Genomic DNA, 25,705 nt, shown 5'->3' with positions numbered 1-25,705 from the left:
GGTAGATCATTTGTACAATTAGGGGGATCATATTATAATGAGATTGGTTAAAAATCGCTCTAATACGTATTCAACCAAGTGGAGGCACATTTATTTTGAGCCAATCAAATCGAAATCGTCATCAATATCCGCGAGGACCGCTGGCATTGATGAGAGGGGTGTACAAGTACACCATTCCGGAAACGCGAAAGGAACTGAATGGATGGCGTGCCCAGGCCGAGAAAATTCCGAATGAGGAATTACGCAATCAGGCACTTGCCAGTCTCCGGGACAAGCAATTTCACTGTGAAGGTGGAACCGTATATGCTTTACCTGATTTGCCGAACAGGCACATTCTGATTCCGCTGATCGTTTCATATCAGACTATTAGTGATTATTTGGACAATCTGTGTGATCGAAGTACATCGATGGACCCGAATGATTTTCGGCTTCTCCATCAATCTATGCTTGATGCGGTAGATCCCGAGGCAACGCCTGTCAATTATTATGCGCTCCGTGAGGAGCAAGATGACGGTGGATACCTGCGGAATCTGGTGACTACATGTCAGGAACTGACTCGTCAGCTGCCTGGCTATGCATCCGCCAAGCCTCAAATTCAGGATCTGGCAGGCCTATACACGGACCTGCAGGTATATAAGCACATCAAGCCGGAACTGAGGGAGACGGCATTGCTCGAATGGTGGTCGGAGCATCGTCATCGTACACCTCAGTTCCGCTGGAACGAATTTGCTGCCGCTACGGGCTCTACGCTGGGCGTATTCATGCTGTTTCTGGCTGCAAGTGACGGGCATCTGACGGAAGAAGAGGCGGCTTCAATCCATACAGCCTATTTTCCACATGTATGTGCATTGCACATTATGCTCGATTACTTAATTGATCAGGATGAGGATCGGATCGGGGGAGATCTCAACTTCTGCAATTATTATGAGAATGTAGAGACCATGCTGGACCGAATTGCTTTTATTGTGGAGATGGCCCGCAGTGATGTGCAGAAGATTCCGGGAAGTTCGTTCCACCGGATGATTATTGAAGGATTGCTTGCCATTTACCTGTCTGATCCCAAAGTCAGCGAACAGCAGGAAGTTCGCATCGTTTCCAAGCGTCTGATGAAAAATAGTCCAATGACAAGAGTATTTTTCTTTATCTTCAGCCGCTGGATTCGAAAGCATATGTAAGTCAGGTGTATTGTGGTGGGAGCCTGAAGTGAAACTAGAGGAGGAAGAAACATCATGACAGCAGTAAAGAAAATCGCAGTTTTAACGAGCGGTGGTGATTCGCAGGGGATGAACGCGGCTGTTCGTGCGGTTGTTCGCAGCGGACTTTTCCACGGTCTCGAAGTATACGGTATTCAACGTGGCTACCAGGGTCTTTTGAATAACGATATTTTCCCGATGGATCTACGAAGTGTAGGGGATATTATCCAACGCGGGGGAACCGTTCTGCAGTCTGCACGTTGCAAAGAGTTCTATACCGCTGAAGGTCAGCAAAAAGGTGCAGACATTCTGCGTGCACGCGGCATTGATGGTCTGGTTGTTATTGGTGGGGACGGTTCTTACAACGGCGCCAACAAACTGAGCAAACTGGGCATCAACACGATGGGCCTTCCAGGAACGATTGATAATGACGTTTCTTTCACCGATCACACCATCGGTTTCGATACGGCAGTAAGCGTAGTGGTAGATGCGGTTAACAAATTGCGTGATACCATGTCTTCACACGAACGTTCTTCCATTGTTGAAGTTATGGGCCGTCACTGCGGGGATATCGCATTGCATGCAGGGCTTGCATCGGGCGCGGAGACGATTCTTGTACCGGAAGTTCCGTTTGACATGGACGAAGTGGCAGACCGCATGAAAGCCAACTTTGCACATGGTAAACGTCACAGTATCATCATCGTTGCTGAAGGCGTGGGCAAAGGCGAGGATGTAGCAAAAGAACTGATGGAGCGTTGCCCTACGTATGAGCCGCGAGTAACTGTACTTGGTCACATTCAGCGGGGTGGAACACCAACTCCGTTTGACCGTAACCTCGCCAGCCGTCTGGGAGACTTCGCCGTTCGAAGTCTGATTGCGGGTGAGACGGACAAAGGTTGTGGTATTATCAAGGGTGAATTGACCCTGACTGATATCGATAAAGTGGTTAACACGAAAAAAGATTTTGATATGGAAACGTATGAGCTTGCACAACGTTTATCCCAATAGTATAAAATCGTAACCAAAAGAGCACAGTCCCTTCTTGCCAAGGGCTGTGCTCTTTGTTATTTTCATCGTTTATGTTCAGCCGGATGTACCGAGGCTTTCTGCTGTACAAGGAACAGTCTCCAGAGAAGAGCCGTTGCTCCAACAGCCAGACCGGTGATCAAGCCGACCCAGTACCCGAAGGCTCCAAGTGAAGTATACGTGGCCGTGATATAACCAACCGGCAACCCGATGATCCAATATGACACAAACGTGATGATCAGGGCTGGATTCACGTCCTTATAACCCCGAAGTGCACCCTGTGTCGGGGTAGCAATTGCATCAGAGATTTGGAAGAAGATGGCGTAAATCAGGAAATGCTGGGTCAATGCAATAACCTCGCGATCATTGGAATATACCCCCGCAATTTGTTCCCCGAATACCAGTAATACCACAGCGGTTAACAGAGACAGCCCGATGGCACTTCCGATGCCCAGGAGACTGTACTGCCTGGCATCTCTCACACGACCTGCACCGGCCTCATAGCCCACAAGGATCGTGAGGGCCATACATATACTCACAGGCAGCATATACAGCGTAGAGGCGAAATTCAGGGCCGCCTGGTGGGCTGCAATCGTAGTGGTGTCAAACCGGCTCATTAATAAGGTGACGGCTGCAAAGATGGAGGTTTCAAAAAAAGTAGCGAAACCAATGGGGACGCCGATCTTGAGCAGCTCTTTCCATTTGGTCAATGAAATTTTGGGCATTTGCCGAAAGATGCCATACTTGGCAAAGGGTTCAATCCGGTGTACGAAAAAGAGGCTGATGAGAAAAATAAGCCAATATGTACTTACTGTAGCGACACCTGCTCCGACACCTCCGAGTTGGGGGAAGCCCCAGCGTCCGAAGATGAGCAAATAGTTCAGGAAGATGTTTACTGGCAGCGAGACCAACGTGATCATCATGGTAATCCGCGTCTGTCCCAATGCATCCATAAAGCTGCGAAGCACCGTGTAGCCGAACAGGGGGATAACCCCAAAAGCCAGTGCACAAAGGAAGTAAAAAGCGACTTGGCCAACCCGTGGTTCCAGAGGCATTCCGTTCAGAATGGGTTTAAGCAGCAGAGCTCCTGCTGCTAGGACGACGATACCTACCGCAACACCGAGGTATAACGCCTGTATAACGCTGGTCCCAATCTTGTCGTTGCGCTTCGAACCAAGCAGATGGGAGACGACAGGGGTGATTCCGATCAGAATACCACTAAGACCCGTCTGCACCGGCATCCACAGACTTGTGCCGATGGCAACACCTGCGAGATCAGCAGGGGAGAATTTGCCTGACATATTGGTATCGAAAAAAGACATAGCAGAAAGCGCGATTTGTGTGGTGAAGATGGGCAGAAATATAATCAGGAATTGTTTTACTTTCTGAGAAAAGCTTGTGGTGGTCATGTTCACTGGCGGTGCCTCGCTATCTATAAGAGTTATCACTAAACTGTCATATACGGACAGCTTTTTATTGTAGTGGATTTTGCCCGATTTGAATAGGGAAGGATCATACAGTTCGGATGGTTAATCGGATGGTTAAATGGAGGCAATGAAGACAGTAGGCCATATTAAAAACCTCGCTCCGTCTCAGACGGAACGAGGTCGTGGGATGAAATAAGAAGAAGAGTGCATTATTTATAGTTTACATCTGGTGTATATCGGTTGGAGGCATTCCAGAGCAAATACTCATCCACATCCATGTCTTTCATTGCACGAATTTGGTCCTCCACCTGTTTTTTGCCGTATTTGATATAATGTCCGCTGCCCAGCCAACTGGCGGTAAAGTCCTGAATCCACGGGCGAATAACGGGTTTAAGTTCCTTGGTTGGGTCCAGTTTCTTGTGCGTGTCTTCCATCGAGCCTTTAATGGTGGTGTACGGGTCTTTATCTGGGTCTTTCACACCATACCATCCGGTCGAGTAATGACTTGGATAAACCATTGGCGAGATGACATCCACGTTTTCGGATATTTTAACAAAATCCTGTCCAATGCCTTCTGCTGCGGGCACAGAGGCTGCATAACCGAAAATATCCACGGAGACCCGAACACCAAGCGGAGCAAGTTCCTTGCGTGCATACTGTACGAATTCAGCTACGATATCCACCCGGGACTTGTCAGATCTGGTGTACTTCAGCGCGTCTGCTCGTGTTTCAAATCCTTCCGGAAAACGAACATAGTCGAACTGAATTTCCTTAAATCCCAGCTTTGCAGCTTCCTTGGCAATCTCGATATTGTAATCCCAGACTTCCTTGCTGTATGGATTAACGAAGCTGTCTCCCTTGCCGTTGGCCCATATGGAACCGTCCTTATTGCGGAAAGAGAGCTCCGGATTTTTCTTGGCCAGAATCGTATCCTTGAAGACGACAACACGGGCGATGGGGTAAACCTCATGTTTTTGCAGACGCTTCATCAACGCATCAATATCGCGAATAAAGGGTTGGGATTTGCCCATATGCTGCAGTGTTTTGTTTTCAGTGGGATAGGTTATGTATCCGAGATCGTCCTTAATATCAACGACCATGGAATTGAGTTCGGTATCATCCAATAGATCAAGCAATTGTGTCATGCGGGCACCACCCGCGCTGTAGGCCGTTACATAAATGCCTTTGACAACAGGTGCGTCGGGTTGTGGGTCGATTTTGGCAGGCGGGTTATCTGCATCGATAACGACCTGATCTTTTTGAGATTGAATGATGGCGGTGCTGAAACTGTTTGTTATTGATTGAAAGGGTTGAGTCCCCTGATCGGCTGTGACGGGTACAGCACCAAAGCTTCCCCAGGCCATAGCCAGTAAAGCCCATAACATGTTCATTCATTTTCACTCCCTTATGTGCATTCCATGTTTGAATTATACAATAAAGCCTCTGGGCTTTTAACCATATTAATCAAGTAATGAAACACACATGGAAAAAATGAAAACCGCTTCCTGATGAGGATAACCTCCCAAGAAGCGGCGTGACCAATCTGAAAAAAATTATTGAATGTAAATCTCATTTTGATGCTCACAAATACTGTACTGAATGATTTCCATTGCGTCTCCCTGTTCCAGGATGCCCAGCCCATCCCGGAGAACGATCAGTGAGTCGAGCTCATTCGGTTTTAAGAAAGGGAGCATTTCCGGGCACCATCTGTTGACGATTTCAAACAGTTTTACCGTTTCCATATCCACAATAATCACCCTTTCCTACTCGAATTCCAAAATGGTAAGTCATTCGGCGCGAATCGGAAAAGCACATGGTTCTGTGAAATTGAAGGGCACATCCTGCTATACAACATATTTAGGAGCCGTACACCGTTATTATACCACAATGTTTTGAATTGTTAACCGTACATCTGCCTCAACTTCTCCGGAAAGAACCCATAACACCAACCGTTTCCACAATGTTAACAAAGGCGTTCGGATCGGTTTCCTTAATAATTCGTTTGATTTCAACGAGTTCGTAGCGAGTAGTCACTGTCATTAACATGTCCTTTTCGATGTCGGTGTATGCCCCTTGGGTTTTGATTTTGGTGACCCCGCGAGGACGACTAAGCAATTTTTTCAACATCGCTTCCGTTTCATTTGTAATAATGTACAGTGTTACTTTGACATGGCTGATGTGGATCAGATCCAGTACTTTGCCGGTGATGTAGATCGAGACCATGGAAGCAAGCGCTATGTTCCAGTTGTTATTCAGATAACCTGCCAGCATAATAATCGCACCGTTCATGCCAGCCATCACCGTACCGATCGGAAAGTCGCGATTACGGGTGAAAATGGAACCGACAATGTCGAGTCCACCCGTCGAGCCCCCGACTCTGAAAGAAACTCCAGTGCCAAGCCCCACAAGTACGCCGCCAAATACACAGCTCAAAAGAGGATCGGTTGCCACAACAAAAACCGGCAGAAGCGCGATCAACCAGGAGGTGGCTGCTACCGAAACGATACTTAATATAATGAAGCGACGTCCAAGAATAAACCAACCTGCAATCAGCAGGGGAATGTTAAGAACAAAATACATTATACTAAGATTCAATTTGGTGAAGTAACCCAAAAGCATGGAAATACCAGATACCCCGCCGCTAAGAAGCTGATGGGGAACCAAAAACCAGTTGAAGCCGCAGGCAATAGCTGCAGCACCCAATACGATCACTAAAAAGTGCCAAATCATTTTGGGCAATTTAATCACCTCATTTATATTTAAAACCAGATTGCTGGTAATCTTGATTTGTTTTGTGATATAATGATTTGTGGATATTCTTGAGTAGGAAACTTTTTCCAAATGGAACGATAAAATTTGAAATGTTTCAAACGCATGTATGTAGTTTTAGTCTTATGTTGGGGACCCATTCACGAATTATGACGGTTTATGAAAATAATTCGACCTGATGGGATAACCTATAAATATTAACGCTACTTAAGAATACAGACAACAAAGTGGATTGTCCACCATGTCCACCATATAGAAGGAGTATGAATAATTTTGACAAATTTAAATTTCACAGACTTCAATCTTGAACCACTGGTGCTGCAAGCCATCACCGAACTTGGTTTTGAAGAGGCAACTCCGATTCAATCCAAATCAATCCCTCTTGCTCTTGAAGGCAGAGACTTGATCGGTCAAGCTCAAACAGGTACTGGTAAAACTGCTGCATTTGGTATTCCATTGATCAGCAAAATCTCCAAAAGCGATGAAAAAATCCGCGCCCTCATTATGGCACCTACGCGTGAACTAGCGATCCAAGTTGCCGAAGAAATCGAAAAACTTACCCGCTTCAAAGGTTTGCGCTCCCTGCCAATTTACGGAGGACAAGATATCGTTCGCCAAATCCGTGCCCTGAAAAGAAAACCACAGATCATCATTGGTACACCAGGACGTCTCCTGGACCATATCAACCGTAAAACAATCAAACTTGATGATGTACAAACTGTTGTATTGGATGAAGCAGATGAAATGCTCGACATGGGTTTCATGGAGGATATTCAGTCTATCCTGAAACAAGTTCCGGACGAGCGTCAAACGATGCTGTTCTCAGCAACAATGCCTCCTAACATTCAAAAATTGGCTCAACAATTCTTGAACAACCCTGAGCACGTATCCGTAATCCCTAAACAAGTTAGTGCACCTTTGATTGACCAAGCTTATATCGAAGTGCCTGAGCGTCAAAAATTCGAAGCACTCAGCCGTTTGCTGGATATGGAATCCCCTGAACTGGCGATTGTATTCGGACGTACCAAACGTCGTGTTGACGAGTTGGCTGAAGCGCTGCAAAAACGTGGATACTCCGCTGACGGACTTCATGGTGACTTGTCCCAAAACCAACGTGACACTGTAATGCGTAAGTTCCGTGATGGCAGTATTGATGTGCTCGTTGCTACAGACGTAGCTGCACGTGGTCTCGACGTATCCGGCGTAACTCATGTTGTGAACTTTGACCTTCCACAAGATCCGGAGAGCTATGTTCACCGTATCGGTCGTACAGGTCGTGCGGGTAAAGAGGGTGCTGCATGGTCTTTCGTTACACCGCGTGAGATCGACCACCTGCACTTTATCGAGCGTGTAACGCGTCACCGTATTCCACGTAAACCACTGCCAACAATGGCAGAAGCAGTTGAAGGCAAACAACGTTTGACAGCTGAGCGTCTGCTCGAAATCGTACAATCTGGCGAACTGAATGAATACAAAGGTATCGCGATTCAGATGCTTGAACAATATGATTCTGTTCAACTCTTGTCGGCTGCGCTGAAGCTCCTGACAGGTGACAAAAAAGATGCTCAAGTTGATCTGACTCCTGAAGATCCGATTCGTGCGAAGCGTCGTAAACCGGATGTTCGCTCTGGCGGACGTAAACCATCGGGTTACAGCGGAAACCGCAGCAGCGGTAGCGGCGGCGGTGGTTATAACCGTGATCGCAACAGCAGTGGCGGCGGACGTGGCGGCTACAACCGTGATCGTAACAGCAGCGGCAGTGGAAGTGGAAGCAGAGAAGGTGGTTACAACCGTGACCGCAAACCGCGTCCAAGTAACAATGAAGGACGTCGTCCTGCCAAAGATTCTTCTTTCGAATAATATACAAGGTTGAATTGGGAAAAATGGGGCGGGTGACCGCTCCATTTTTTTATATGCAATTAGCGCATGGAAGGATCGAGTTTGATCTCTTTTCGGGAAGGGCTGGCTTTTCCTATCTATAATAAGGTATATTAATATTATTAGACTTCAGGTTAGACGCAAGGCTGCGGAGGAGGAGAAATGTTTGGAATTTAAAGGAGCTATGGGTGGGATCTACCGGCTTACAGAGTGGATTACGAGACTGGCCGCAACCAATTTGTTGTGGGCTATTTGTTCGTCTCCGTTCTTGTTTTTCTTGATTATGAAGCTGCTCGTGATGCAGCAGAACCTCGCCAATGAATCACTGCAAATGAACTGGGCTATAGCCATTGTGGCACCGCTTACACTATTCCCGGCCACATCGGCCTTATTTACGGTTGTGCGTAAATGGAATATGGGGGATACGGACGTACCAATCTTCCGTACTTTTTTTGTAGGGTACAAAGAGAATTACAAACAAAGTTTAATTGGGGGCATTTTCTACACCCTGCTGTTCGCCATCATGTATCTGGATTATACCGTCTATATGACACAATTCCGTAATATGCAGCTGGTTGGAATTATTATGCTGGTTCTGCTGCTGCTGCTGTTTGTTTCACTCTTTAATTTTTTCTCAATGGTTGTGCATTATCATATGTCCATCGGAATGATTATCAAAAATGCGGTTCTGTTGACGCTGATCAGACCATTCCGTGTGTTTTCCACATTGCTGGGAAGCGGGCTTTTGTTCTACATTGGTTTTCGTTATCCGGTCTTGTTCGTTTTCTTCATTATTAGTATCATAGCCTGGTTTGCTTTCTTCAACTTCTATGCAACGTTTAACAAGATGCAGGAGCAGATGGAGAAGATGCAACTGAAGAAGGAAGAAGAGGAAGCTGCAAAAGCTGCTGAACAGGCGGATGGCTCTGTCGAGACGATTGAAACGGTTGAATCAGCTGAACCGAGATCTTCTGACGAAAAACACGATAATCTTCACAAATAAAACATGAGCTGGCACCATTTACTTTTTACACAGTTAGGGATATAATAATTGTACATCCTGCGATGTACGTTTCGGTTATTCGTTGTTTTGAACCAATGATGATGTCTTCGGGAGATCAATACAGAATGTTGCTGAAACGCCCTGTCTATATGACATGGGGACTTCAAAAAACATTTTTGCGGCCACCCACCTGCTAAGCAGGTTCATAAGACAATGTAGCCGGACGGCATAGGCGGGTTCCTATTTATCATGTACAGCACCCTGACTCTTTCCTCTTATCCAGGAATGTCGGGGTGCTTTTTTGTTGGATTTGGTGTCGAGTTTGCCTGTATTTTTGTTAAAAGTGCTGCATACCCTTTTGTTACTACAAGAACAATGTTACACTAGATTACATAAATGGAACGGTTACATTCAAAAGGAGGAAGGGTCTTGACCTTAAAGAGAACGCTCGTCGGTATCATCCGCAGCATGGAGGGAACCAGCGATCGAGCCAAGGATCCCAAATTAAAAACGCGGTATTATAACTTATCCAAAGACAGAGCCTGGGAAGAAGTGTCTTCGACACTCAAAAAAATTCCGGGTTATAAAGTGTTGCATGAAGTGCCTTCTGTGGGAGAAGTTATACTGGAGAAGCGGACTACCTTTGGACGGACGATGGATATTACGGTTTCTATTATATCGGTTAGTCCTGTGCGTAGTGCGGTCGATATGTATTCGGCTTCACGTGGTTCACTCGGAGACCTGGGTTCCAATTATCGAACCATCATGAATTTGTTCTCCGTACTGGATAAGAAGCTGAGTAAGTATAAGTCCAATGATTGAAATAGATGGCTGAATAACAAAAAGCGAGAGAAGGTGAGCCTTCCTCGCTTTTGTTCTGAACGTAGGTTACCTTCTACAGCAAAGCTTTGACAGCAGCAATAGCTTGCTCGAAGTTAGGGGAGTCTGTCATTTCAGGCAGATATTCCACATATGTAATTCGGTCTTCGGTATCAAGCACAAAGATGGATCGCATGTCCAATTGGAATTCTTTAATCAGAACACCATAGTCTTCACCGAATGAACGTGTTTTGTAATCGGAAAGGGTCACCACGCGATCAACTCCAGCTGCTCCGCACCAACGTGCTTGTGCAAATGGAAGGTCAACGCTGACTGTCAATACGACAACATTGTCTCCAAGGTCGCCAGCTTCAACATTGAAACGGCGGGTTTGGGCATCGCATACGCCGGTGTCCAATGAAGGAACGACGCTGATTAATTTGATTTTACCTGCGTAGTCTTTCAAGGATGCATCTTCAACCAGATTTTTACTCAATGTAAAATCGGGGGCTTGATCGCCCACTTTCAACTCGGGTCCGATCAATGTAATAGGGTTGCCTTTAAATGTGGCTGCTCCTGTACGTTCTTGTGCCATAATAATGTTCCTCCTTATAAGTTGGTGATCCGTGCCAAAATCCATTATAATCTTTTATGAAAGGCATTGTCCAATTCGGGCGAAGGACCATTAGCGTGGATCAGGCTTGCGGCTGATCTGAACAGGGTGGAGTGAAAGCAGAAACGTATGATATTTATAAGGTATGAGAACTGGAAAAGTTATTTGAAATTTTTCCCTTTGACGTCGATTTTTTTAATAGCCAATGTTGTTATGTTTATCGTGTTAAGTTTTAACGGCGGTTCGACAAACAGTAGGACGCTGCTTGAATTCGGAGCGCTTACGAATTACGAGTTATTCGCAGAACAATGGTGGCGTTACATCACGTCCATGTTTCTGCACGCAGGCTTCAGTCATTTGTTATTTAACAGCTTTGCACTTATCGTGTTTGCGCCCCCAATGGAACGGCTGCTTGGAACACTGAGATATGGAGTGCTTTACTTGGGTGGAGGCATTCTGGGTAACATTTTGGCTGTTGCTTGGTATAACTCGGTTGGAGCGACTACCATTTCCGTTGGTGCTTCAGGGGCGATTTATGCGATATATGGCGCATTTCTCTATGTGGCCTTGTTCCAGCGGACGATGATGGATGAAGCATCGCGTAAAACATTGTACACGTTGCTCGTATTCGGGATTATTTTTTCGTTCGCCATGTCGGGTATTAACTGGATGGCTCATTTGGGCGGATTGTTAGGTGGTTTCTTCATTTATGGACTTCTCATCCGGTTATGGAAACCTCGAAGCTTTAAGCGGTAGCGGAATGATCTGAAGACGGAATATGCAGCAATCAAGGATAAGTAGGGTATAGCAGATTGGAGAGATCAGGGGCAGTGGAATTAAGACAGTTGCATTACTTTTTGAAAGTGGCACAGAAGGAGCATGTTACGCAGGCGGCGGAGGAATTGCATGTTGCGCAGTCTGCCGTGAGTCGTCAGATTCATCAGCTGGAGGAAGAACTGGGAGTGGACCTCTTTATGCAAAAGGGGAGAAATCTGCAGTTGACCGCAGTGGGGCAGCTCTTTTGTAAACGAATTGAAGGTATATTGAAAGATCTGGACAAGGCGGTTGGGGAAGTTCATGAGTTCCTCGATCCGGAACATGGTGAAATCCGTATCGGTTTTCCTCACAGTCTCGGTATTCACTTGATTCCTTCGGTTGTAGCAGCGTTCCGTCAGCGTTATCCTAACGTGAAATTCAGATTCAAGCAAGGCATGTACCCGACGCTCATTCGTGATGTGTTATCGGCTGAAGTGGACTTGGCATTTATATCTCCGTTTCCGGAAAAGCACGATCAGGTGGATGGTGACATTGTGCTAACGGAAGAACTGCACGCCATCCTTCCGCCGAATCATCCATTGGCCGATGAAGAGAGCATTGCCTTAGAACAACTTAAAGATGATAAATTTGTGTTATTCAGTAAAGGATATTCTCTGCGTCCGATTGTTTGGCATGCGTGTCTTGAAGCTGGATTTACACCTAAAATTGCTTTTGAGGGTGAAGAGACGGATACTATTCGAGGATTGGTTGCGGCTGGCATGGGTGTGAGTTTATTGCCGGAAATGGCGCTTTTCCAGACGAATCCGCTGCAACCGGCGCATGTGGCCATTTCTCATCCAAAAGTGACGCGTACAATTGGATTAATCCACCGTGCGGATGACAAACTACCACTTGTAGCACAATCATTTCGCTCATTCTTGCTTAACTATTTCGGTTTACAGCAAAACAATACCCCATCCGAGTAACGGTGGGGTATTGTTTTTGTTTGTTTTCAATTAGTCACGACTATTGAAAATTCCGATGTAACGAATCAGTTCCAGTAGCGAAATTAACGCTGCAGCAACATAGGTCAATGCCGCGGCATTCAGTACTTTGGCGACGCCTCTTTCTTCTTCATTACGGATATAACCTTCCGATACCATAATCTCTCTTGCCCGGTTACTTGCATTGAACTCGACCGGCAGCGTAATGAGTTGGAATGCAACAGTTACGGAGAAGAAGATGATACCAATACCGACCAGGTTCATTGCATTAAAGATAAATCCGGCAATGAGCAAGAAAGGAGCTAGCCCGGATGCGAAGTTAACAATCGGGAAAATCCGGTGACGCAGTGCCAACATCGGATAGCTTTCTTTGTGCTGAATGGCATGGCCGACTTCGTGACACGCAACTGAGACGGCCGAGATTGAGTTTTCATAATATACAGGCTCAGATAACCTCACGACTCGATTAATCGGGTCATAATGATCGGAGAGAGCTCCGCGCACGGGTTCAATGGGAACATCATGGAGGCCGTTGGAGTCGAGCATGTGACGTGCGGCATCGTACCCCGTCATTCCATTCAGGTTTTTGACATCAGACCAACGGTTGAATGTACTTTTAACGCGAAATTGCGCCCATAAAGAGAGCAAAAAGGCGATAATGATCAAAACGAACATACCGTTATTAAAACTCATATTCATACCTCCGCTTTCTGATAATAGCTACATCATGGTGTTCTCAAGCAAGATTTTCAGTGCTTCCATCGTACCGGCGCTCTTGGTAAGGAGTCCTGCCATCATTTTACGTGCTTGTACAGGTTTCATCTCGCCAAGCAGCGGTTTGAGTTCATTCACTTCACGCTCAAGCTGTTGTACATGAAGCTCCAATGTTGTCAACTTGCTGGCAACCTGTTCTTCTGTACTCACCAGACTCCACTTCTCAAGAGAATGTTTAATCTCGTCGAGACTATATTTCTCTTGTTTCATCTGTACAATACGTTCAAGCCTGGTTAAAGTTTCATTACTATAGAGACGATAGTTTTTTTGTGTACGCTCTTCAGGGGCAATCAGTCCGAGCTTCGTATAATAATCAATCGTTCGCTCGCTCACACCTGCGGTTTTGGCAAGTTCGCCAATCCGAAATAATTTCATATCCCCAATGATATTCACCTCGCTTGCAAGTTCAAATGTAGGGAATTGTAGATTCCAATTGCGGCTTTGCATAACCCGCCCCATTTTTTTCTTACTAATAGTTATGATACATGATTTCTAACCGTACAGTCAAACGTTATGCTTTGGCAAGTTGTATACAGCATTTCTATATCTATGTACTCATTCCATATGATTATGTACTTAAGTGCAAGAAAAAGACGTAAGACTTTATTCCCAGAAATAATTTTCAGTTTTGATGAAAATACTCTTGTCAACTTTCCTGTCTTCTGCTTATAATGGCATTAAGAGTTTCACGATATGTGAAGAAACTTAACATAAGAGGGAGTGGGGTATATGAGAAAGAAATGGATGGTGTCGGTGTTAATAATGCTTACGTTACTGGCTTTCCCAGTCAGCGCATTTGCAGCTGCGGAGGGGCCGACTAACATCGAACTCCAAAGCGGTCTGAACTCAGCCTTTACGTTTCTGGCTGTAGTGCTGGTTTTCCTGATGCAAGGGGGATTTGCTTTACTCGAAGCTGGCTCAACACGTATGAAAAATGCAGGACATATTGCGGGTAAAACGATTCTGACATTGGGGATTTCCGTTATTGCCTTCTGGGCTTTGGGCTTCGGTCTTGGCTTCGGTAATGGTAACAGTTTCTTCGGAACAACCGGATTCTTCCTGAGTGGTGACGGAATGGCTGCTTCCTTCGAATCATTGGCCTTCTCGGATGTCCCACTCACGATCAAATTTGTATTCCATCTCGCCTTTGCAGCGGTATCACTGGCTATTGCCTGCGGTGGTATGGCAGAACGTGCAAAGATGAGTGTATATATTGTGTTCGGTACACTTTATACCATTATCATGTATCCGGTTGTCGCTCACTGGGTATGGGGCGGCGGCTGGTTGGCAGAACTCGGCATGCAAGACTTTGCAGGTTCAACGGTTGTCCACTTGACAGGTGCAACTGCAGCGTTGGTAGCTACCATTCTGTTGAAACCGCGTATCGGTAAATATAACAAGGATGGTAAACCTAACATCATTCCAGGTCACAACCAAGTGTATTCCGTACTCGGTGTAATCATCCTCTGGATCGGTTGGTTCGGCTTCAACCCAGGTAGTACATTGTCTGCCATGGGAGATGGATTCTTCGGTTATGTTGCATTGACTACAAATGTGGCTGCAGCTGCTGGTGGTGTTGCGGCGCTGTTGATTTCATGGGCTGTATTGGGTAAATCCGATATCCCTAGCATGCTGAATGGTGTGCTTGCGGCACTCGTTGCCATTACAGGTGCTTGTGCTTTCGTTGAACCATGGGCAGCTCTGGTCATTGGTGCTCTGGCAGGTGTAATCACATTCTTCACAGCTCAATTCTTTGAGCGTAAAGGAATTGACGATCCAATCTATGCTTTCTCTGTACACGGTATTGCAGGTATGTGGGGAGCGATCTCCACAGGTTTGTTCGCAACACCGGAACTTGCTGAGAATGCAGGTGTAGGTCAAGCGGGTCTGTTCTACGGTGGCGGTTTCCACCAACTGGGCGTTCAGCTTCTGGGTCTGGCAGGCGCATTTGCCTTCGTACTGGTTATGTCCTTCATTATTCTCGGTGGTATGAAAGCTATCATGGGAATCCGTGTAACGGAAGAAGAAGAAACGATGGGTCTGGATTTAAGTGAGCATGGTACTTACGGGTACCCCGAACAAATGAAAAATGGTGAAACTAAATCCAATGGCGGTACGTTCAGCTCCTAAGAGGAATGATTGCTGAATCATGCTTCAAGGAGGCTGGACATGATGGAACCCATCCCATATATAAATCAATCCTGGTCCTATCAGGGAATAGATGGTGCGGCATCTACTCAAGAACTGCGCCAGGCACGTGTAAACTTGCAGAATGAGCTCCAGGAATTGTTGTCCGCTTCCTTGTCGCCAATGGAATGGTACCAGACGGTAAATGAATTGCATGACCGGATTGCCCGGCGAGCAGTAGAGTTATGCATCCAGGGGATGGTAGAGGAAGGCTTAGGCCGACCTCCCGTCCCCTATGCCTTTATCGTTTTTGGCAGTTCCGGCAGGGAAGAAGCGACATTATGGAGCGATCAGGACAATGGCATGATTATTAGTGATCTCCCACATGAGGGGAAAGAACTATATTTTGCCGAACTCGGACTTCGAATGACCGATATGCTTGAGGAACTTGGTTATGCCAAATGTGAGGGCAAAGTGATGTGTTCTGAGTCACTGTGGAGGAAAACGCTGCAAGCATGGAAACAACAACTGAAAGAGTGGGGATCGGACCTGTCATGGGAGCCGGTTCGAAACCTAATTATTGCTTCTGATATGCGTTTTGTTGCAGGAGAAGAAGATTTGGCGCGCCAATGGATTACAGCTTTTTATGAAGGATTCAGGTCCGTTCCTGAGCTTTCGGATGCGGTGCTGCGCAATACCGTTAAACATAAGGCAACGCTGAACATCCTTGGAAGAGTAGTGACGGAGCGATTCGGTGAGCATGCAGGCGGATTTGATGTCAAATATGGTTTGTATATCCCGCTGGTAAACAGTGCGCGTTTTCTGGCTTTGCAGCATGGGATCAAAGAAACTTCTACAATTAAACGAATTCAAAGGTTGGTTTCACTTGAAGCGGTGCCGTTGACTTTGTTGGATGCCGCACAACGTGCATTTATGACAGCTTTGAAGCTGCGACGCAGTACACCGATTGTCATCAAGCAAGAGTTGCAGCATAGCGGTGGTTTCCTGAATGAAAAACAATTGAAGGAAAAACAGATGCTTTATGAACTACGAGATACGTTAGGGCTGGTGCGGCGAGTGCATCGTGCGCTGCAACGACAACTTCGTTTTGCAGAAAGGAGACGTCCATGAGAGAGCCGGCAAGGGGCAATACAGGATTCTGGAATTCGCTGCGCCAGGGAGGGGTTCCTTCCGCCATCGCATCCATAATGGGAGCCCCTACGGCGCAACATATGGCGTTTATCCGTTCGATGATGAGAGAACAGCGCAGACCCGAGGTGCTGCACACACCCTTGAATGAATTGAATGCTGTCGTATTTGATTTGGAAACGACGGGTTTCTCTCCCCAACATGGGGATGAGATCCTTTCCTTTGGAGCGGTGCGGATCAGTGGCGGTGTAGTGCTGGAGAAAGAGCAATTCTATACGTTGGTTCAGTCCAAGGTTGCCGTTCCGGAGCACATTACCGAATTAACGGGAATTACACAGCAAATGACACTGGACGCGCCGTCGTTACTGGAAGGTTTGCATGATTTCATGTCTTTTGTAGGCGGGAGTGTTCTGGTGGCTCATGCGAGTGCCCATGACCGGGCCTTTCTGAATGCGGCTTTATGGCGGACGTCCAAAGTGAGGCTTACGCACCGGCTCATCGATACGATGATGCTGGCACGTTGGCTCGAACCGAGCAGACCGGGTTATGGGCTGGATGAGCTGCTGGAATCCAGAGGCATTCCAATCTATGGACGGCACCACGCCTTGGAAGATGCCAAGATGACGGCACAGTTATGGTCTTGTTATCTGGAGGACATGACTCGTAAAAATGTGAATACATTGGGGGATTTGTATACCCAGTTAAGTCACGCGTAGCTGAACGGGATGTAGGCTGTATGCTGCGTTCGGTTCCGGTTCACTGGATCGCTCGTTACCTGTGTGGATCTGATAACCGTTCAGCATCATCTGTGGTTGTGTTTCAGGTGTAAGCTCAGGTGAACCTATAAGATAAGCCTGAAGTAAACCGGCGAACATCGGAAGATTACGCAGATCTTCGGTGGAGGGTACAGGAGCGGTACGAGGGTGGGAATGAAAGAGTCCGATGAGCTGCGGCTCATTGAATACACACCGAATCCATTCTGCATCATCCAGTAAGAAATGGTGCAGCGGGTCAGGCGCTACGTTACGAATGGGCTGAAACCGACTGATTCGTATGCCGCCCGCTGCGGCTTCACCCAGCACAACCCCGCAGGCTTCCATTGGCAGCGAAAGGAACATGTACTTTGATATCTCCTGCTCTACGGAGGAGGGGATGTAGAAGGTGTTTTGCTGCCCGTGAAGTGCTGCCATTTGTATTCACCCCTCTCTCTTTGGCTCCTGCTTCGGCAGGAGTCCTTTTTTGATAATATCAGATAGTATAAACTTCGGAACTACATTATGTTCTTGATATAGGAAATAAAGCTTCCTTTATATGCGCCGTGCTTCGTTGAAGTGCGGCGATCGCAATTTTCCTATTTTATGTTATTCCAGATTGTAAAATTTTAAAGGAAAAGGGTACAATATAAAAGAGGGATTGAAACATTTCGCATGTCGAGCGTGAATCTTGATATGCTGATCATACAAAAGGGTGGCTGGTCATGAAACGAAATATATACATACTGCTCGGTGTGATATTGCTCGTCGGCATTGCATTGGCTCAAAATGCAGGCAACGGCATCGCAGCCGTGTTTAAGCAAGAGGAACCGATGCCCACGGAGATCGGGCCCAAAGCCGGATTGCTGGCACCGGCATTTTCATTGCAGGCTATGGATGGCAAAACCTATACGGCAGGTGGGACCAAAGAAAAGGCCACATTCGTCAGTTTTTGGGCTTCCTGGTGTGAACCGTGCAAGCAGGAAGCGCCTGCGCTCAACACATTGGCAGCTAAGTATAAGGATAAAATGGATCTGTACGGTGTAAATGTAACGACATACGATAAAATCAGGGATGCCAAAGCTTTTGTTGATGAATACAAACTGACGTTCCCTATTTTATTGGATGAGGACGGAACAGAATATGCCAAGTATAATGGTATCGCTTTTCCGACCAATGTCTTGATTGATTCCAGAGGTGTTGTTCAGGAAATCATTCTTGGGATTTTACCTGAGAAAGAGTTGGAACGCAAAATCAAGGATTTAATTGCGGATTAACCAAGCAAGAAGCAGAAGGGCCTGTCTGCCAAATGAATTTTGGAGACAGGCCCTCTTTTATTTTCCGGGAAATATGCATTAATGGTTGCTTAGTCCGTGAGCAGGAACATGGACTACATCAGGCTCGTCCTGCAATTTTTCCTGAAGAAGGGCATAACGGAAACTGTGTACGAGGGCTTCCCAGCTCGCTTCAATCACGTTCTCGGACACGCCGACTGTATTCCACGTATTCTCCGTATTTTTGGACTCGATTAATACACGCACCTTCGCGGCAGTAGCATCCTTTTCATCTAATACACGTACTTTGTAGTCAGAGAGGTGCATATTGGCAAGTGAAGGGAAGTATTGCACAAGCGCTTTACGAAGCGCATTATCCAAAGCGTTGACCGGACCATTGCCTTCAGCTGCGGTATACGCACTTGTTCCACCTACATTAAGTTTTACAAAAGCTTCCGAAACAACAGACTTGCCGGCCGCTTTTTCAACAAGCATTTTGAACGATTCAAAGGTAAACAGTTCTTTCATATCCCCGTTTGCTTCACGAATTAACAATTCAAGAGAGGCATCGGCTCCTTCGAATTGATAGCCCTGATGTTCCAGATCTTTGATTTTCTCGATAATCTGACGTGAGTTAGGACTGCTCGGATCGAATTCGAGACCGAGTTCTTGTGCTTTGGACACAATGTTGCTTTGTCCTGCCAGTTCGGAAACGAGAACGCGCTGCTTGTTACCGACGAGCTCCGGTACGATATGTTCGTAAGTTCGGGAATCGCGCAAAATGGCAGAGACGTGTATGCCGCCTTTATGGGCGAAAGCTGCATTCCCGACATAAGGCTGGTTGATTGGCATATTCACGTTAGCAATCTCGCTGACATAACGGGCAACATTGGTGAGCTGTCTCATCGACTCTTCAGACACGCATTCATACCCGAGCTTCAGCTGCAAATTAGGGATAATGGAAGCCAGATTGGCGTTGCCGCATCTTTCTCCATAACCGTTCATTGTACCTTGAACCTGTCGGGCCCCGGCTTGTACTGCGCTTAAAGTATTAGCGACAGCAAGTTCACAGTCATTATGTGTATGAATACCTAATTGGGCCTGTGGGAGGCGCTTCACGAGCGTGGATACGATCTCATACACTTCATGTGGCATGGTTCCGCCGTTCGTATCACACATCACAAGCCAGTCCGCTCCGGCTTCATGAGCTTTGATTAATACAGCTTGTGCATATTCCGGGTTGTTCTTGAATCCGTCGAAGAAATGCTCAGCATCAAAAATGACTTCCATGCCGTTTTGTTTGAGATAGGCTATGGAGTCATAGATCATGGACAGGTTTTCTTCCAAAGTCGTTTGCAAAGCGGTGTGCACATGGAAATCCCATGATTTCCCCACGAGTGTCGCTGCCTGAGCACCGGATTCAATCATGCGCTTCAAATTGGCGTCTTCGCTCGCGATGCTGCCTTTGCGGCGAGTGCTGCCAAAAGCGACAATTTTGGCGTTCAGGTTTAATTCCTGGACTCTTTTGAAAAACTCAATGTCCTTGGTATTACTGCCTGGAATTCCGCCTTCAATATAATGAGCACCCAGGTCATCGAGCTTCTTGGCAATTTTGAGCTTGTCATCTGCCGATAAGCTGACTCCCTCCCCTTGTGTGCCGTCACGTAAAGTTGTATCGAAGATGGAGATGGCCTTTGACATGAAGATCCTCCTTTAAGATGAAGCGCTTTTTTGAAAGTTTAATGGTTTGTTTGGGAAATGCAAGAATTATAATAGTCATAAATCCTTCGATTCTGCAACGCTACACTGTGTTAAATTCAAAGTATAGATTTGTCCTTAAATCGTGAATTTGTATAATGAATTATTATAACACCATTATAGCCAAATGCTACACCGAATTCACTGTTTCGTGTAACAAATGATGGATCAGGCAGTGGAGAGCGCTGTGAACCGGCGTCTTGTAATATGTTATGCTTCATTTAATTGCATATATTCCAGGCATGAATAGGAGATCATCATATAGCTTTAGCGAAGGAGGCCAGAGGATGCATTTTGTGTGGGGAAATACAATTATTTCAATCCTTATCATCGCTATTATCGTCATTGCCGTGTGGGGTGTCATTCGATCGATCGTTAAATCTCTCCGAAAATAAGGTAGGCATCAATGATTTTTACATAAGGGATTTTGATATAATAGAGTAGAGAGTGCATTTAACGGAATTGTGTATACGAAAGGGCGGTGGTGGATCATGTCCTCAGACCAAACACATAACAACATAAATGTAGATCGATATTATCCTGCCGCCGGACGGGTGATTTTGCATGTCGATATGAATGCTTTTTATTGCTCTGTACATGAAGCCGAGGAACCGGAATTATATAGAGGAAAAGCGACGGCCGTTGCTGGCAGCAGTGAAGTGCGCAAAGGTGTCATTGTAACGTGTTCGTACACGGCTCGAAGCCGAGGCATCTCGACAGGGATGGTTGTTCATCAAGCGTTGAAGAAGTGCCCTGACTTAATTGTCATTCGTCCGGATTTTCATTTATATCGAACGTATTCGAGAGAATTCATGAAAATCGCTTATAGTTATACTCCGCTGCTTGAAGCGACCTCCATTGATGAGTGTTACCTCGATATTACAGGCTCCAGACAGTTCGGTACACCGCTGGAAATTGCAGAAAGTATACAGACCAGAATCCGGGACGAACTGGGGTTGCCTTGTTCCATCGGAATTGCGCCCAACAAGCTGCTGGCCAAGATGGCCTCTGATTTGAAGAAACCGAACGGCATTTCGATTTTGCGGATGAGGGATGTCCCCGAGATTTTGTGGCATAGACCTTGTAATGAGATGTTCGGAATCGGTAAGAAAACAGCCGAAAAGCTGAAGAAGCTGGGGATTGAAACGATCGGGCAATTGGCCAAATCAGACGAGCGGATGTTAACGGATGTTTTTGGAATTAATGGCACCTGGCTGAAAAACTCCGCCAACGGCATAAATCATTCACCTGTTCAGGCGGAGCGTGAAGCGAACAAATCGATTGGACATACAACGACATTGCCTGCGGACATATCTGAGTTGCACGATGTACACCGGGTCTTACTGAATATAAGTGACCAGGTTGCCAGACGGTTGCGCAAGCACGAAATGCTCGCTCAGGGGATTCAGATTACGATTCGCACACCGGATATGAAGACCATTACCCGATCACGCCTGATGGAAGTGCCTACCGAGGATGCTTCCATTATATACCGGGAGGCCTGTGCTTTGTTCGCCAAGCATTGGGGCGGTGGAAAACCGGTGCGGATGTTGGGGGTGACCCTTCAAACGCTCATTCCCCGAGAGGAGTCGGCGGTACAGCTTGATCTGTTTGAATATGAACAGAAACCAAAAAAGGAAAATCTGATTCGTATTATGGATCAGCTGCGTGACAAATTTGGTGAGAATGCTGTCGTTACAGCGGGGATGCTGGGGGATGACCCTTCTGTGTTACTTCGCAATCACAAAGTTCGGGGGACCTCGCTGCAAAAAGATAATTTGCAAAGTCTCGATTAAATAGGGCATAATGAAATCTTGAGGTTGTAAAATAATTTGTAATAACTCTTACTTTGTATTAATATGTTTCTAGATAAAAATACTGTGCGTTCTTGAATAATAGGAGGAGAGATTGGTAATGAGTAAATATACTTGGGTTGAAAAGGATACATGTATTGCGTGCGGAGCTTGTGGAGCAACGGCACCAGACATTTATGACTATGATGATGAAGGTTTGGCAGAAGTGATCTTCGATGGAGATGCCAACCAAGGGATCAAAGCAATTCCAGACGACTTGTTCGACGATATGCAGGATGCTTGCGACGGCTGCCCTACGGACTCCATTAAAGTAGCGGATGAACCTTTTAACAAAGAAGGCTAATTCCTTATATATGAAAAGCACATTCTTCTGTCTTTGCGGCAGAGGAGTGTGCTTTTTTTGTCGAATGCAGTGAGGTTGATCCGGGTACTCAAGTCCTATGTATTTCTTGTCTCCATTTGCCGATATATAGAGAAACGCAAAAAGGCGAAATGATGGAGGATCGGATGCAAAATACTCATCTTAGAACATATGTAAAGAAACATCCCGATAATAAAATGGCCTGGTATTTGCTCGGTAAGGAGTATTTGGGTGAAGGACAGGAGGCCAAGGCGAACTATTGTTTTCAGCAGGCGGGTGAAGTCTACGAGGCTTTCGAGCGAAGCAAGGCACCTGCAGATATATGGGTGGATTATCAGGAAAAGCTAGTCGAGATGGCGGAGCAAAAGGAGAAAAAGCACCGTGTTCGCAAAATGTGGCTCACCCTTTTGATGCTGCTTGTTCTTGCAGGGTTACCGCCTGCCGATGCGCCAGGTTTTAACCGTGATGCAGCGAATGCGCTGGCTTCGGCGTTGGAATCGACGGATGACGCTGAGGAGAATGGATCAGGAAATAGTGGGGAAGATTCGACTCCTGTTACGAATTCCAATGTGTTTACCGCAGGTGCATTTGGTGGAGGTGACCAGGGCGGAGCCGCACTTGCAGCAGCATGGTCTGGCTCTGATTCGAACGTGCAGCGAACGGCAGTGCTCGGAATGCAAATCGCGGGTAACTGGTCATTATGGAAGCGTAATATGCCCGTAAAATACATCGTTCAGACAAACAGCAATGGAAAATTAACTGCACAGAGTTATGATGCCAAGCAGTGTAACTGTGAACCACCTGAGGTATCGCCAAAGATCAAGCGCCTTGCACAAGCGTGGACAGCCAAACAGGAATCTGCGGCAGCTCTGTCGAGTGCCATCATTACATATAAAAAACAAAAAGGAACCTGGCCCAAAAATGTAGCACAGCTGGCACAGCCTTTTCCAAATAATATTCTGGGAGAGACGGCTCCAGGCATGACCCAGATGTTTCCGACACTATTGGCTATGCACCAACAAGGGCAAACGGGAAAAGGGGGGAATACAGCTGATGGATCAGGTGTAAATTCAGACTCGCCGCTAGACCAAAATGCTGCGTTTATAGACACTTTAGGCGGACAGCCTTTTTTGGAGGACCGGCTTGAGATTATCGTGGACAAGAGCAAACATAAGCTTGCATTGATCAGTGGCAGCACCATCATTCGGAATTACGAGGTGGGGCTTGGTGGAGATCGCACTCCAGAGGGTTCATTTGTAATTTCAGACAAGGTTGTGAATCCAAATGGTCGTTCCAATGGCGAGTTTGGGAGTAGAGGCATGCAACTCTCTGATACGAACTATGCCATCCATGGGACCAACGAGCCGAACAGTATTGGGCTGGATGAATCCCTTGGATGTGTGAGAATGAGTACTGAAGATGTGGAAGAACTGTTTGCTCTCGCTCCTCAGGGAACTCCGGTACGCATCGGGAAAGATCTGCTGCCAGAAACAACACTTGTTCCGGAAGCGAAGGATCGCTACCAGTACACACTTGTTCCCAAGCAAAATAATCCGAATAAAACGTATCATTGGTTGAATTAAACGAAATACCACGTGATTCAGACCGGAGAAAACGTAAAATCCATGCTGGATTGGTATGTAGATGCCGAAACAGTCGATTGAAGCTGTTACAGGTTGGCGATAATAATAAGCGCACCAATGATAATGATCAGTCCACCGACGCTGGCTGCCGTCCAGATAATGGCTTTCCGGTTGACCTCATCTTTCTTTTGCTGCAAAGTAGGTGGTTTGCGTTTGGGAGCCATGGGCTTTCCTCCTTCATGGAATAAGGCTATATAGATGTAGCCATGCTCCCATTGTAAAGAATTCAACTCGCCATTTCCAGTAGGCGGGTGGATTTCTTGTGAGCATTTTGCATTATACGATTTCTGTTGCTTGTGAGGGGTGCAAAATGCTTCTGTCTATGCTCAAACTACTTTCCTTTTGAAGAAGAAACGGATAGACTTGTGTATAGAGTGTTTTTTTACATATGAAAAGACGGAAAGCAGTTTTTTAGCGTACCGGAACAGAACGGAGTGATTGATTTGTTATACAGAAGTCTTGCTAAACCCTTGTTGTTCAAAATGGACCCAGAGCAGGCCCATCATCTAATTATCGGCGGTCTAAGCGGAATGGGAAGCATTCGCCCGGTTCCTTCCGGGTTACGTGTCATGTATGGCGTGCGTGAAACTTCGGATCTGGCTGTGGACATGTTTGGTTGCCACTTTCCTACACCTGTAGGACTAGCTGCCGGTTTGGACAAAAACGGACAGGCTGTAACGGGCTTTTCTTCCATCGGGTTTGGCTTTATGGAAGTGGGCACAGTCACACCGCTTGCACAGCCAGGCAACGACCAGCCGCGGTTATTTCGTTTGCCTCCCGATGAAGCTTTGGTGAATCGAATGGGCTTCAACAACCTCGGAGCCGAAGCGATGGCCGGTGAATTGGCAAGCCTCAAGGAGCGCCGAATTCCAGTGGCTGTGAATATAGGTAAGAACAAGGCGACACCGAATGAAGAAGCGCATTTGGATTATGCAAAATGTATTCGGGCCCTATATGATTATGCGGATCTGTTCGTGGTAAATATCAGTTCACCAAATACACCGGATTTGCGTAATCTGCAACATGGGAATGAATTGAAGGAATTGCTTGTCGCTGTTATGAATGAGATGGAGACGCAGCGCAAAAGAGCGGGTGGTCCGGTTAAATCGGTATTGGTCAAAATTGCACCGGATGTCAACGATCAAGAGCTTGAATATATGGTAAGTACGATTGCAGATAGTGGAGTTGTCGGCATCATCGCAACCAACACAACGATCAGCCGTGATGGTCTGTCCCATCAGCATGCCAAGGAAACGGGTGGACTAAGTGGCAAGCCGCTGCGAGACCGTTCCACGGCGATCATTCGCCAAATCTATCGTCAGACCGAAGGCAAACTGCCAATCATCGGTTCAGGTGGTATTTTCACAAGCGAAGATGCCTATGAAAAGATTAAAGCGGGAGCAAGCCTGGTGGAAATATACACAGCATTGATCTATGAGGGTCCTGAAGTGAATCGACGCATTCATGCCGGACTGCGTGAATTGCTGCGCAAAGATGGTTACAACCATATTTCGGAAGCTGTCGGTGCAGAGCATCGGTAAGCAATGTTTCGGAGTTCCCCGGAT

At 46.4% G+C, this 25,705-nt stretch carries 25 protein-coding genes and 1 other RNA gene; 16 read left to right on the top strand and 10 right to left on the bottom strand.

The annotated features are described in order from the left end of the window. Positions 1–95: 95 nt before the first annotated feature. Together PPA03S_RS09495 and pfkA are read left to right on the top strand one after the other, a co-directional pair. The gene (locus tag PPA03S_RS09495; protein ID WP_174532119.1) at positions 96–1,175 is read left to right on the top strand and encodes a tetraprenyl-beta-curcumene synthase family protein; all 1,080 of its coding nucleotides are present in this window, start codon (positions 96–98) and stop codon (positions 1,173–1,175) included. A gap of 54 nt (positions 1,176–1,229) precedes the next feature. After that, entirely contained in the window at positions 1,230–2,201 is a 972-nt protein-coding gene (pfkA, locus tag PPA03S_RS09490; protein WP_062322131.1) for a 6-phosphofructokinase, read from the top strand. Between the two features lie 62 nt (positions 2,202–2,263). On the opposite strand, the gene PPA03S_RS09485 is transcribed toward pfkA, so the two are convergent. From PPA03S_RS09485 to PPA03S_RS09470, 4 genes are all read right to left on the bottom strand, one after another. Further along, positions 2,264–3,628: an MATE family efflux transporter gene (locus tag PPA03S_RS09485; RefSeq protein WP_062322301.1), complete on the bottom strand. Its 1,365-nt coding sequence runs from the start codon at positions 3,626–3,628 to the stop codon at positions 2,264–2,266. A 227-nt stretch (positions 3,629–3,855) separates the two neighbouring features. Further along, positions 3,856–5,037 (bottom strand): putative glycoside hydrolase, encoded by a 1,182-nt coding sequence (locus PPA03S_RS09480; RefSeq protein WP_062322129.1) that lies wholly within the window; start codon positions 5,035–5,037, stop codon positions 3,856–3,858. Between the two features lie 162 nt (positions 5,038–5,199). Next, entirely contained in the window at positions 5,200–5,388 is a 189-nt protein-coding gene (locus PPA03S_RS09475) for a hypothetical protein (protein WP_029880762.1), read from the bottom strand. A 175-nt stretch (positions 5,389–5,563) separates the two neighbouring features. Beyond that, positions 5,564–6,376, bottom strand: coding sequence for a YitT family protein (locus tag PPA03S_RS09470; RefSeq protein WP_411835393.1), 813 nt, complete (start codon positions 6,374–6,376; stop codon positions 5,564–5,566). A gap of 312 nt (positions 6,377–6,688) precedes the next feature. Here PPA03S_RS09470 and cshA point away from each other — a divergent pair, with 312 nt between their 5' ends. The 4 genes from cshA to PPA03S_RS09450 all read left to right on the top strand — a co-directional run bounded on the left by cshA (position 6,689) and on the right by PPA03S_RS09450 (position 10,118). Continuing rightward, positions 6,689–8,275 carry a degradosome RNA helicase CshA gene (cshA, locus tag PPA03S_RS09465; RefSeq protein WP_062322126.1) on the top strand — a complete coding sequence of 529 codons (1,587 nt, stop codon included), beginning with the start codon at positions 6,689–6,691 and terminating at the stop codon, positions 8,273–8,275. Positions 8,276–8,459: 184 nt separating this feature from the next. Next, entirely contained in the window at positions 8,460–9,296 is an 837-nt protein-coding gene (locus tag PPA03S_RS09460; protein ID WP_062322124.1) for a YesL family protein, read from the top strand. A gap of 51 nt (positions 9,297–9,347) precedes the next feature. Continuing rightward, positions 9,348–9,539: non-coding RNA, 6S RNA (ssrS, locus tag PPA03S_RS09455), on the top strand. A 186-nt stretch (positions 9,540–9,725) separates the two neighbouring features. Further along, positions 9,726–10,118 carry a DUF1499 domain-containing protein gene (locus tag PPA03S_RS09450; protein WP_024629239.1) on the top strand — a complete coding sequence of 131 codons (393 nt, stop codon included), beginning with the start codon at positions 9,726–9,728 and terminating at the stop codon, positions 10,116–10,118. A 73-nt stretch (positions 10,119–10,191) separates the two neighbouring features. Here PPA03S_RS09450 and tpx read toward each other — a convergent pair whose 3' ends face one another. Further along, positions 10,192–10,710 (bottom strand): thiol peroxidase, encoded by a 519-nt coding sequence (gene tpx / locus PPA03S_RS09445; protein WP_062322122.1) that lies wholly within the window; start codon positions 10,708–10,710, stop codon positions 10,192–10,194. Between the two features lie 147 nt (positions 10,711–10,857). Between tpx and PPA03S_RS09440 the strand changes: the two genes are divergently transcribed. After that, positions 10,858–11,484, top strand: coding sequence for a rhomboid family intramembrane serine protease (locus tag PPA03S_RS09440; protein ID WP_062322120.1), 627 nt, complete (start codon positions 10,858–10,860; stop codon positions 11,482–11,484). Positions 11,485–11,558: 74 nt separating this feature from the next. Continuing rightward, entirely contained in the window at positions 11,559–12,470 is a 912-nt protein-coding gene (gene gltC / locus PPA03S_RS09435; protein ID WP_062322118.1) for a glutamate biosynthesis transcriptional regulator GltC, read from the top strand. Positions 12,471–12,500: 30 nt separating this feature from the next. Here the strand turns inward: gltC and PPA03S_RS09430 are convergent, their stop codons facing one another. After that, complete coding sequence (locus tag PPA03S_RS09430) at positions 12,501–13,181, bottom strand: zinc metallopeptidase (RefSeq protein ID WP_062322116.1); 681 nt, start codon at positions 13,179–13,181, stop codon at positions 12,501–12,503. Between the two features lie 27 nt (positions 13,182–13,208). Next, positions 13,209–13,637 (bottom strand): MerR family transcriptional regulator, encoded by a 429-nt coding sequence (locus tag PPA03S_RS09425; protein WP_062322299.1) that lies wholly within the window; start codon positions 13,635–13,637, stop codon positions 13,209–13,211. A gap of 354 nt (positions 13,638–13,991) precedes the next feature. Between PPA03S_RS09425 and PPA03S_RS09420 the strand changes: the two genes are divergently transcribed. The 3 genes from PPA03S_RS09420 to PPA03S_RS09410 are packed head-to-tail and all read left to right on the top strand — an operon-like array spanning position 13,992 to position 17,254. Continuing rightward, the gene (locus PPA03S_RS09420; protein ID WP_062322113.1) at positions 13,992–15,392 is read left to right on the top strand and encodes an ammonium transporter; all 1,401 of its coding nucleotides are present in this window, start codon (positions 13,992–13,994) and stop codon (positions 15,390–15,392) included. A gap of 33 nt (positions 15,393–15,425) precedes the next feature. After that, on the top strand, positions 15,426–16,520 hold the full coding sequence (locus tag PPA03S_RS09415; protein WP_082704075.1) for a DUF294 nucleotidyltransferase-like domain-containing protein: 1,095 nt from the start codon (positions 15,426–15,428) through the stop codon (positions 16,518–16,520). Continuing rightward, positions 16,517–17,254, top strand: a complete 738-nt coding sequence (locus tag PPA03S_RS09410) for an exonuclease domain-containing protein (protein ID WP_062322111.1) — start codon at positions 16,517–16,519, stop codon at positions 17,252–17,254. The genes PPA03S_RS09415 and PPA03S_RS09410 overlap by 4 nt, the downstream gene beginning before the upstream one ends. Here the strand turns inward: PPA03S_RS09410 and PPA03S_RS09405 are convergent. Further along, the gene (locus PPA03S_RS09405) at positions 17,240–17,728 is read right to left on the bottom strand and encodes a Mov34/MPN/PAD-1 family protein (RefSeq protein ID WP_082704067.1); all 489 of its coding nucleotides are present in this window, start codon (positions 17,726–17,728) and stop codon (positions 17,240–17,242) included. The genes PPA03S_RS09410 and PPA03S_RS09405 overlap by 15 nt on opposite strands. A 287-nt stretch (positions 17,729–18,015) precedes the next feature. Here PPA03S_RS09405 and PPA03S_RS09400 point away from each other — a divergent pair, with 287 nt between their 5' ends. Continuing rightward, positions 18,016–18,567 (top strand): TlpA family protein disulfide reductase, encoded by a 552-nt coding sequence (locus tag PPA03S_RS09400; RefSeq protein ID WP_062322107.1) that lies wholly within the window; start codon positions 18,016–18,018, stop codon positions 18,565–18,567. A gap of 78 nt (positions 18,568–18,645) precedes the next feature. Here the strand turns inward: PPA03S_RS09400 and cimA are convergent, their stop codons facing one another. Then, positions 18,646–20,265 carry a citramalate synthase gene (gene cimA / locus PPA03S_RS09395; protein ID WP_062322105.1) on the bottom strand — a complete coding sequence of 540 codons (1,620 nt, stop codon included), beginning with the start codon at positions 20,263–20,265 and terminating at the stop codon, positions 18,646–18,648. Positions 20,266–20,813: 548 nt separating this feature from the next. Between cimA and PPA03S_RS09390 the strand changes: the two genes are divergently transcribed. The 3 genes from PPA03S_RS09390 (at position 20,814) to PPA03S_RS09380 (ending at position 24,080) form a co-directional block, all read left to right on the top strand. After that, positions 20,814–22,118: a DNA polymerase IV gene (locus tag PPA03S_RS09390; protein WP_062322103.1), complete on the top strand. Its 1,305-nt coding sequence runs from the start codon at positions 20,814–20,816 to the stop codon at positions 22,116–22,118. 118 nt (positions 22,119–22,236) lie between these two features. Continuing rightward, the gene (locus tag PPA03S_RS09385; RefSeq protein WP_062322102.1) at positions 22,237–22,479 is read left to right on the top strand and encodes a ferredoxin; all 243 of its coding nucleotides are present in this window, start codon (positions 22,237–22,239) and stop codon (positions 22,477–22,479) included. A 164-nt stretch (positions 22,480–22,643) separates the two neighbouring features. Beyond that, positions 22,644–24,080 (top strand): L,D-transpeptidase family protein, encoded by a 1,437-nt coding sequence (locus PPA03S_RS09380; RefSeq protein WP_062322100.1) that lies wholly within the window; start codon positions 22,644–22,646, stop codon positions 24,078–24,080. An 86-nt stretch (positions 24,081–24,166) separates the two neighbouring features. On the opposite strand, the gene PPA03S_RS33245 is transcribed toward PPA03S_RS09380, so the two are convergent. Continuing rightward, positions 24,167–24,304 (bottom strand): hypothetical protein, encoded by a 138-nt coding sequence (locus PPA03S_RS33245; protein ID WP_162842436.1) that lies wholly within the window; start codon positions 24,302–24,304, stop codon positions 24,167–24,169. A gap of 279 nt (positions 24,305–24,583) precedes the next feature. Here PPA03S_RS33245 and PPA03S_RS09375 point away from each other — a divergent pair, with 279 nt between their 5' ends. Further along, on the top strand, positions 24,584–25,681 hold the full coding sequence (locus PPA03S_RS09375; RefSeq protein ID WP_062322098.1) for a quinone-dependent dihydroorotate dehydrogenase: 1,098 nt from the start codon (positions 24,584–24,586) through the stop codon (positions 25,679–25,681). The last annotated feature ends 24 nt before the right edge of the window (positions 25,682–25,705 follow it).

It is taken from the genome of Paenibacillus pabuli NBRC 13638 (genome assembly GCF_001514495.1).
Lineage (GTDB): Bacteria > Bacillota > Bacilli > Paenibacillales > Paenibacillaceae > Paenibacillus > Paenibacillus pabuli.
Note: the sequence above shows the minus strand (reverse complement) of the source record. Positions and strands in the feature narration are given on the sequence as shown.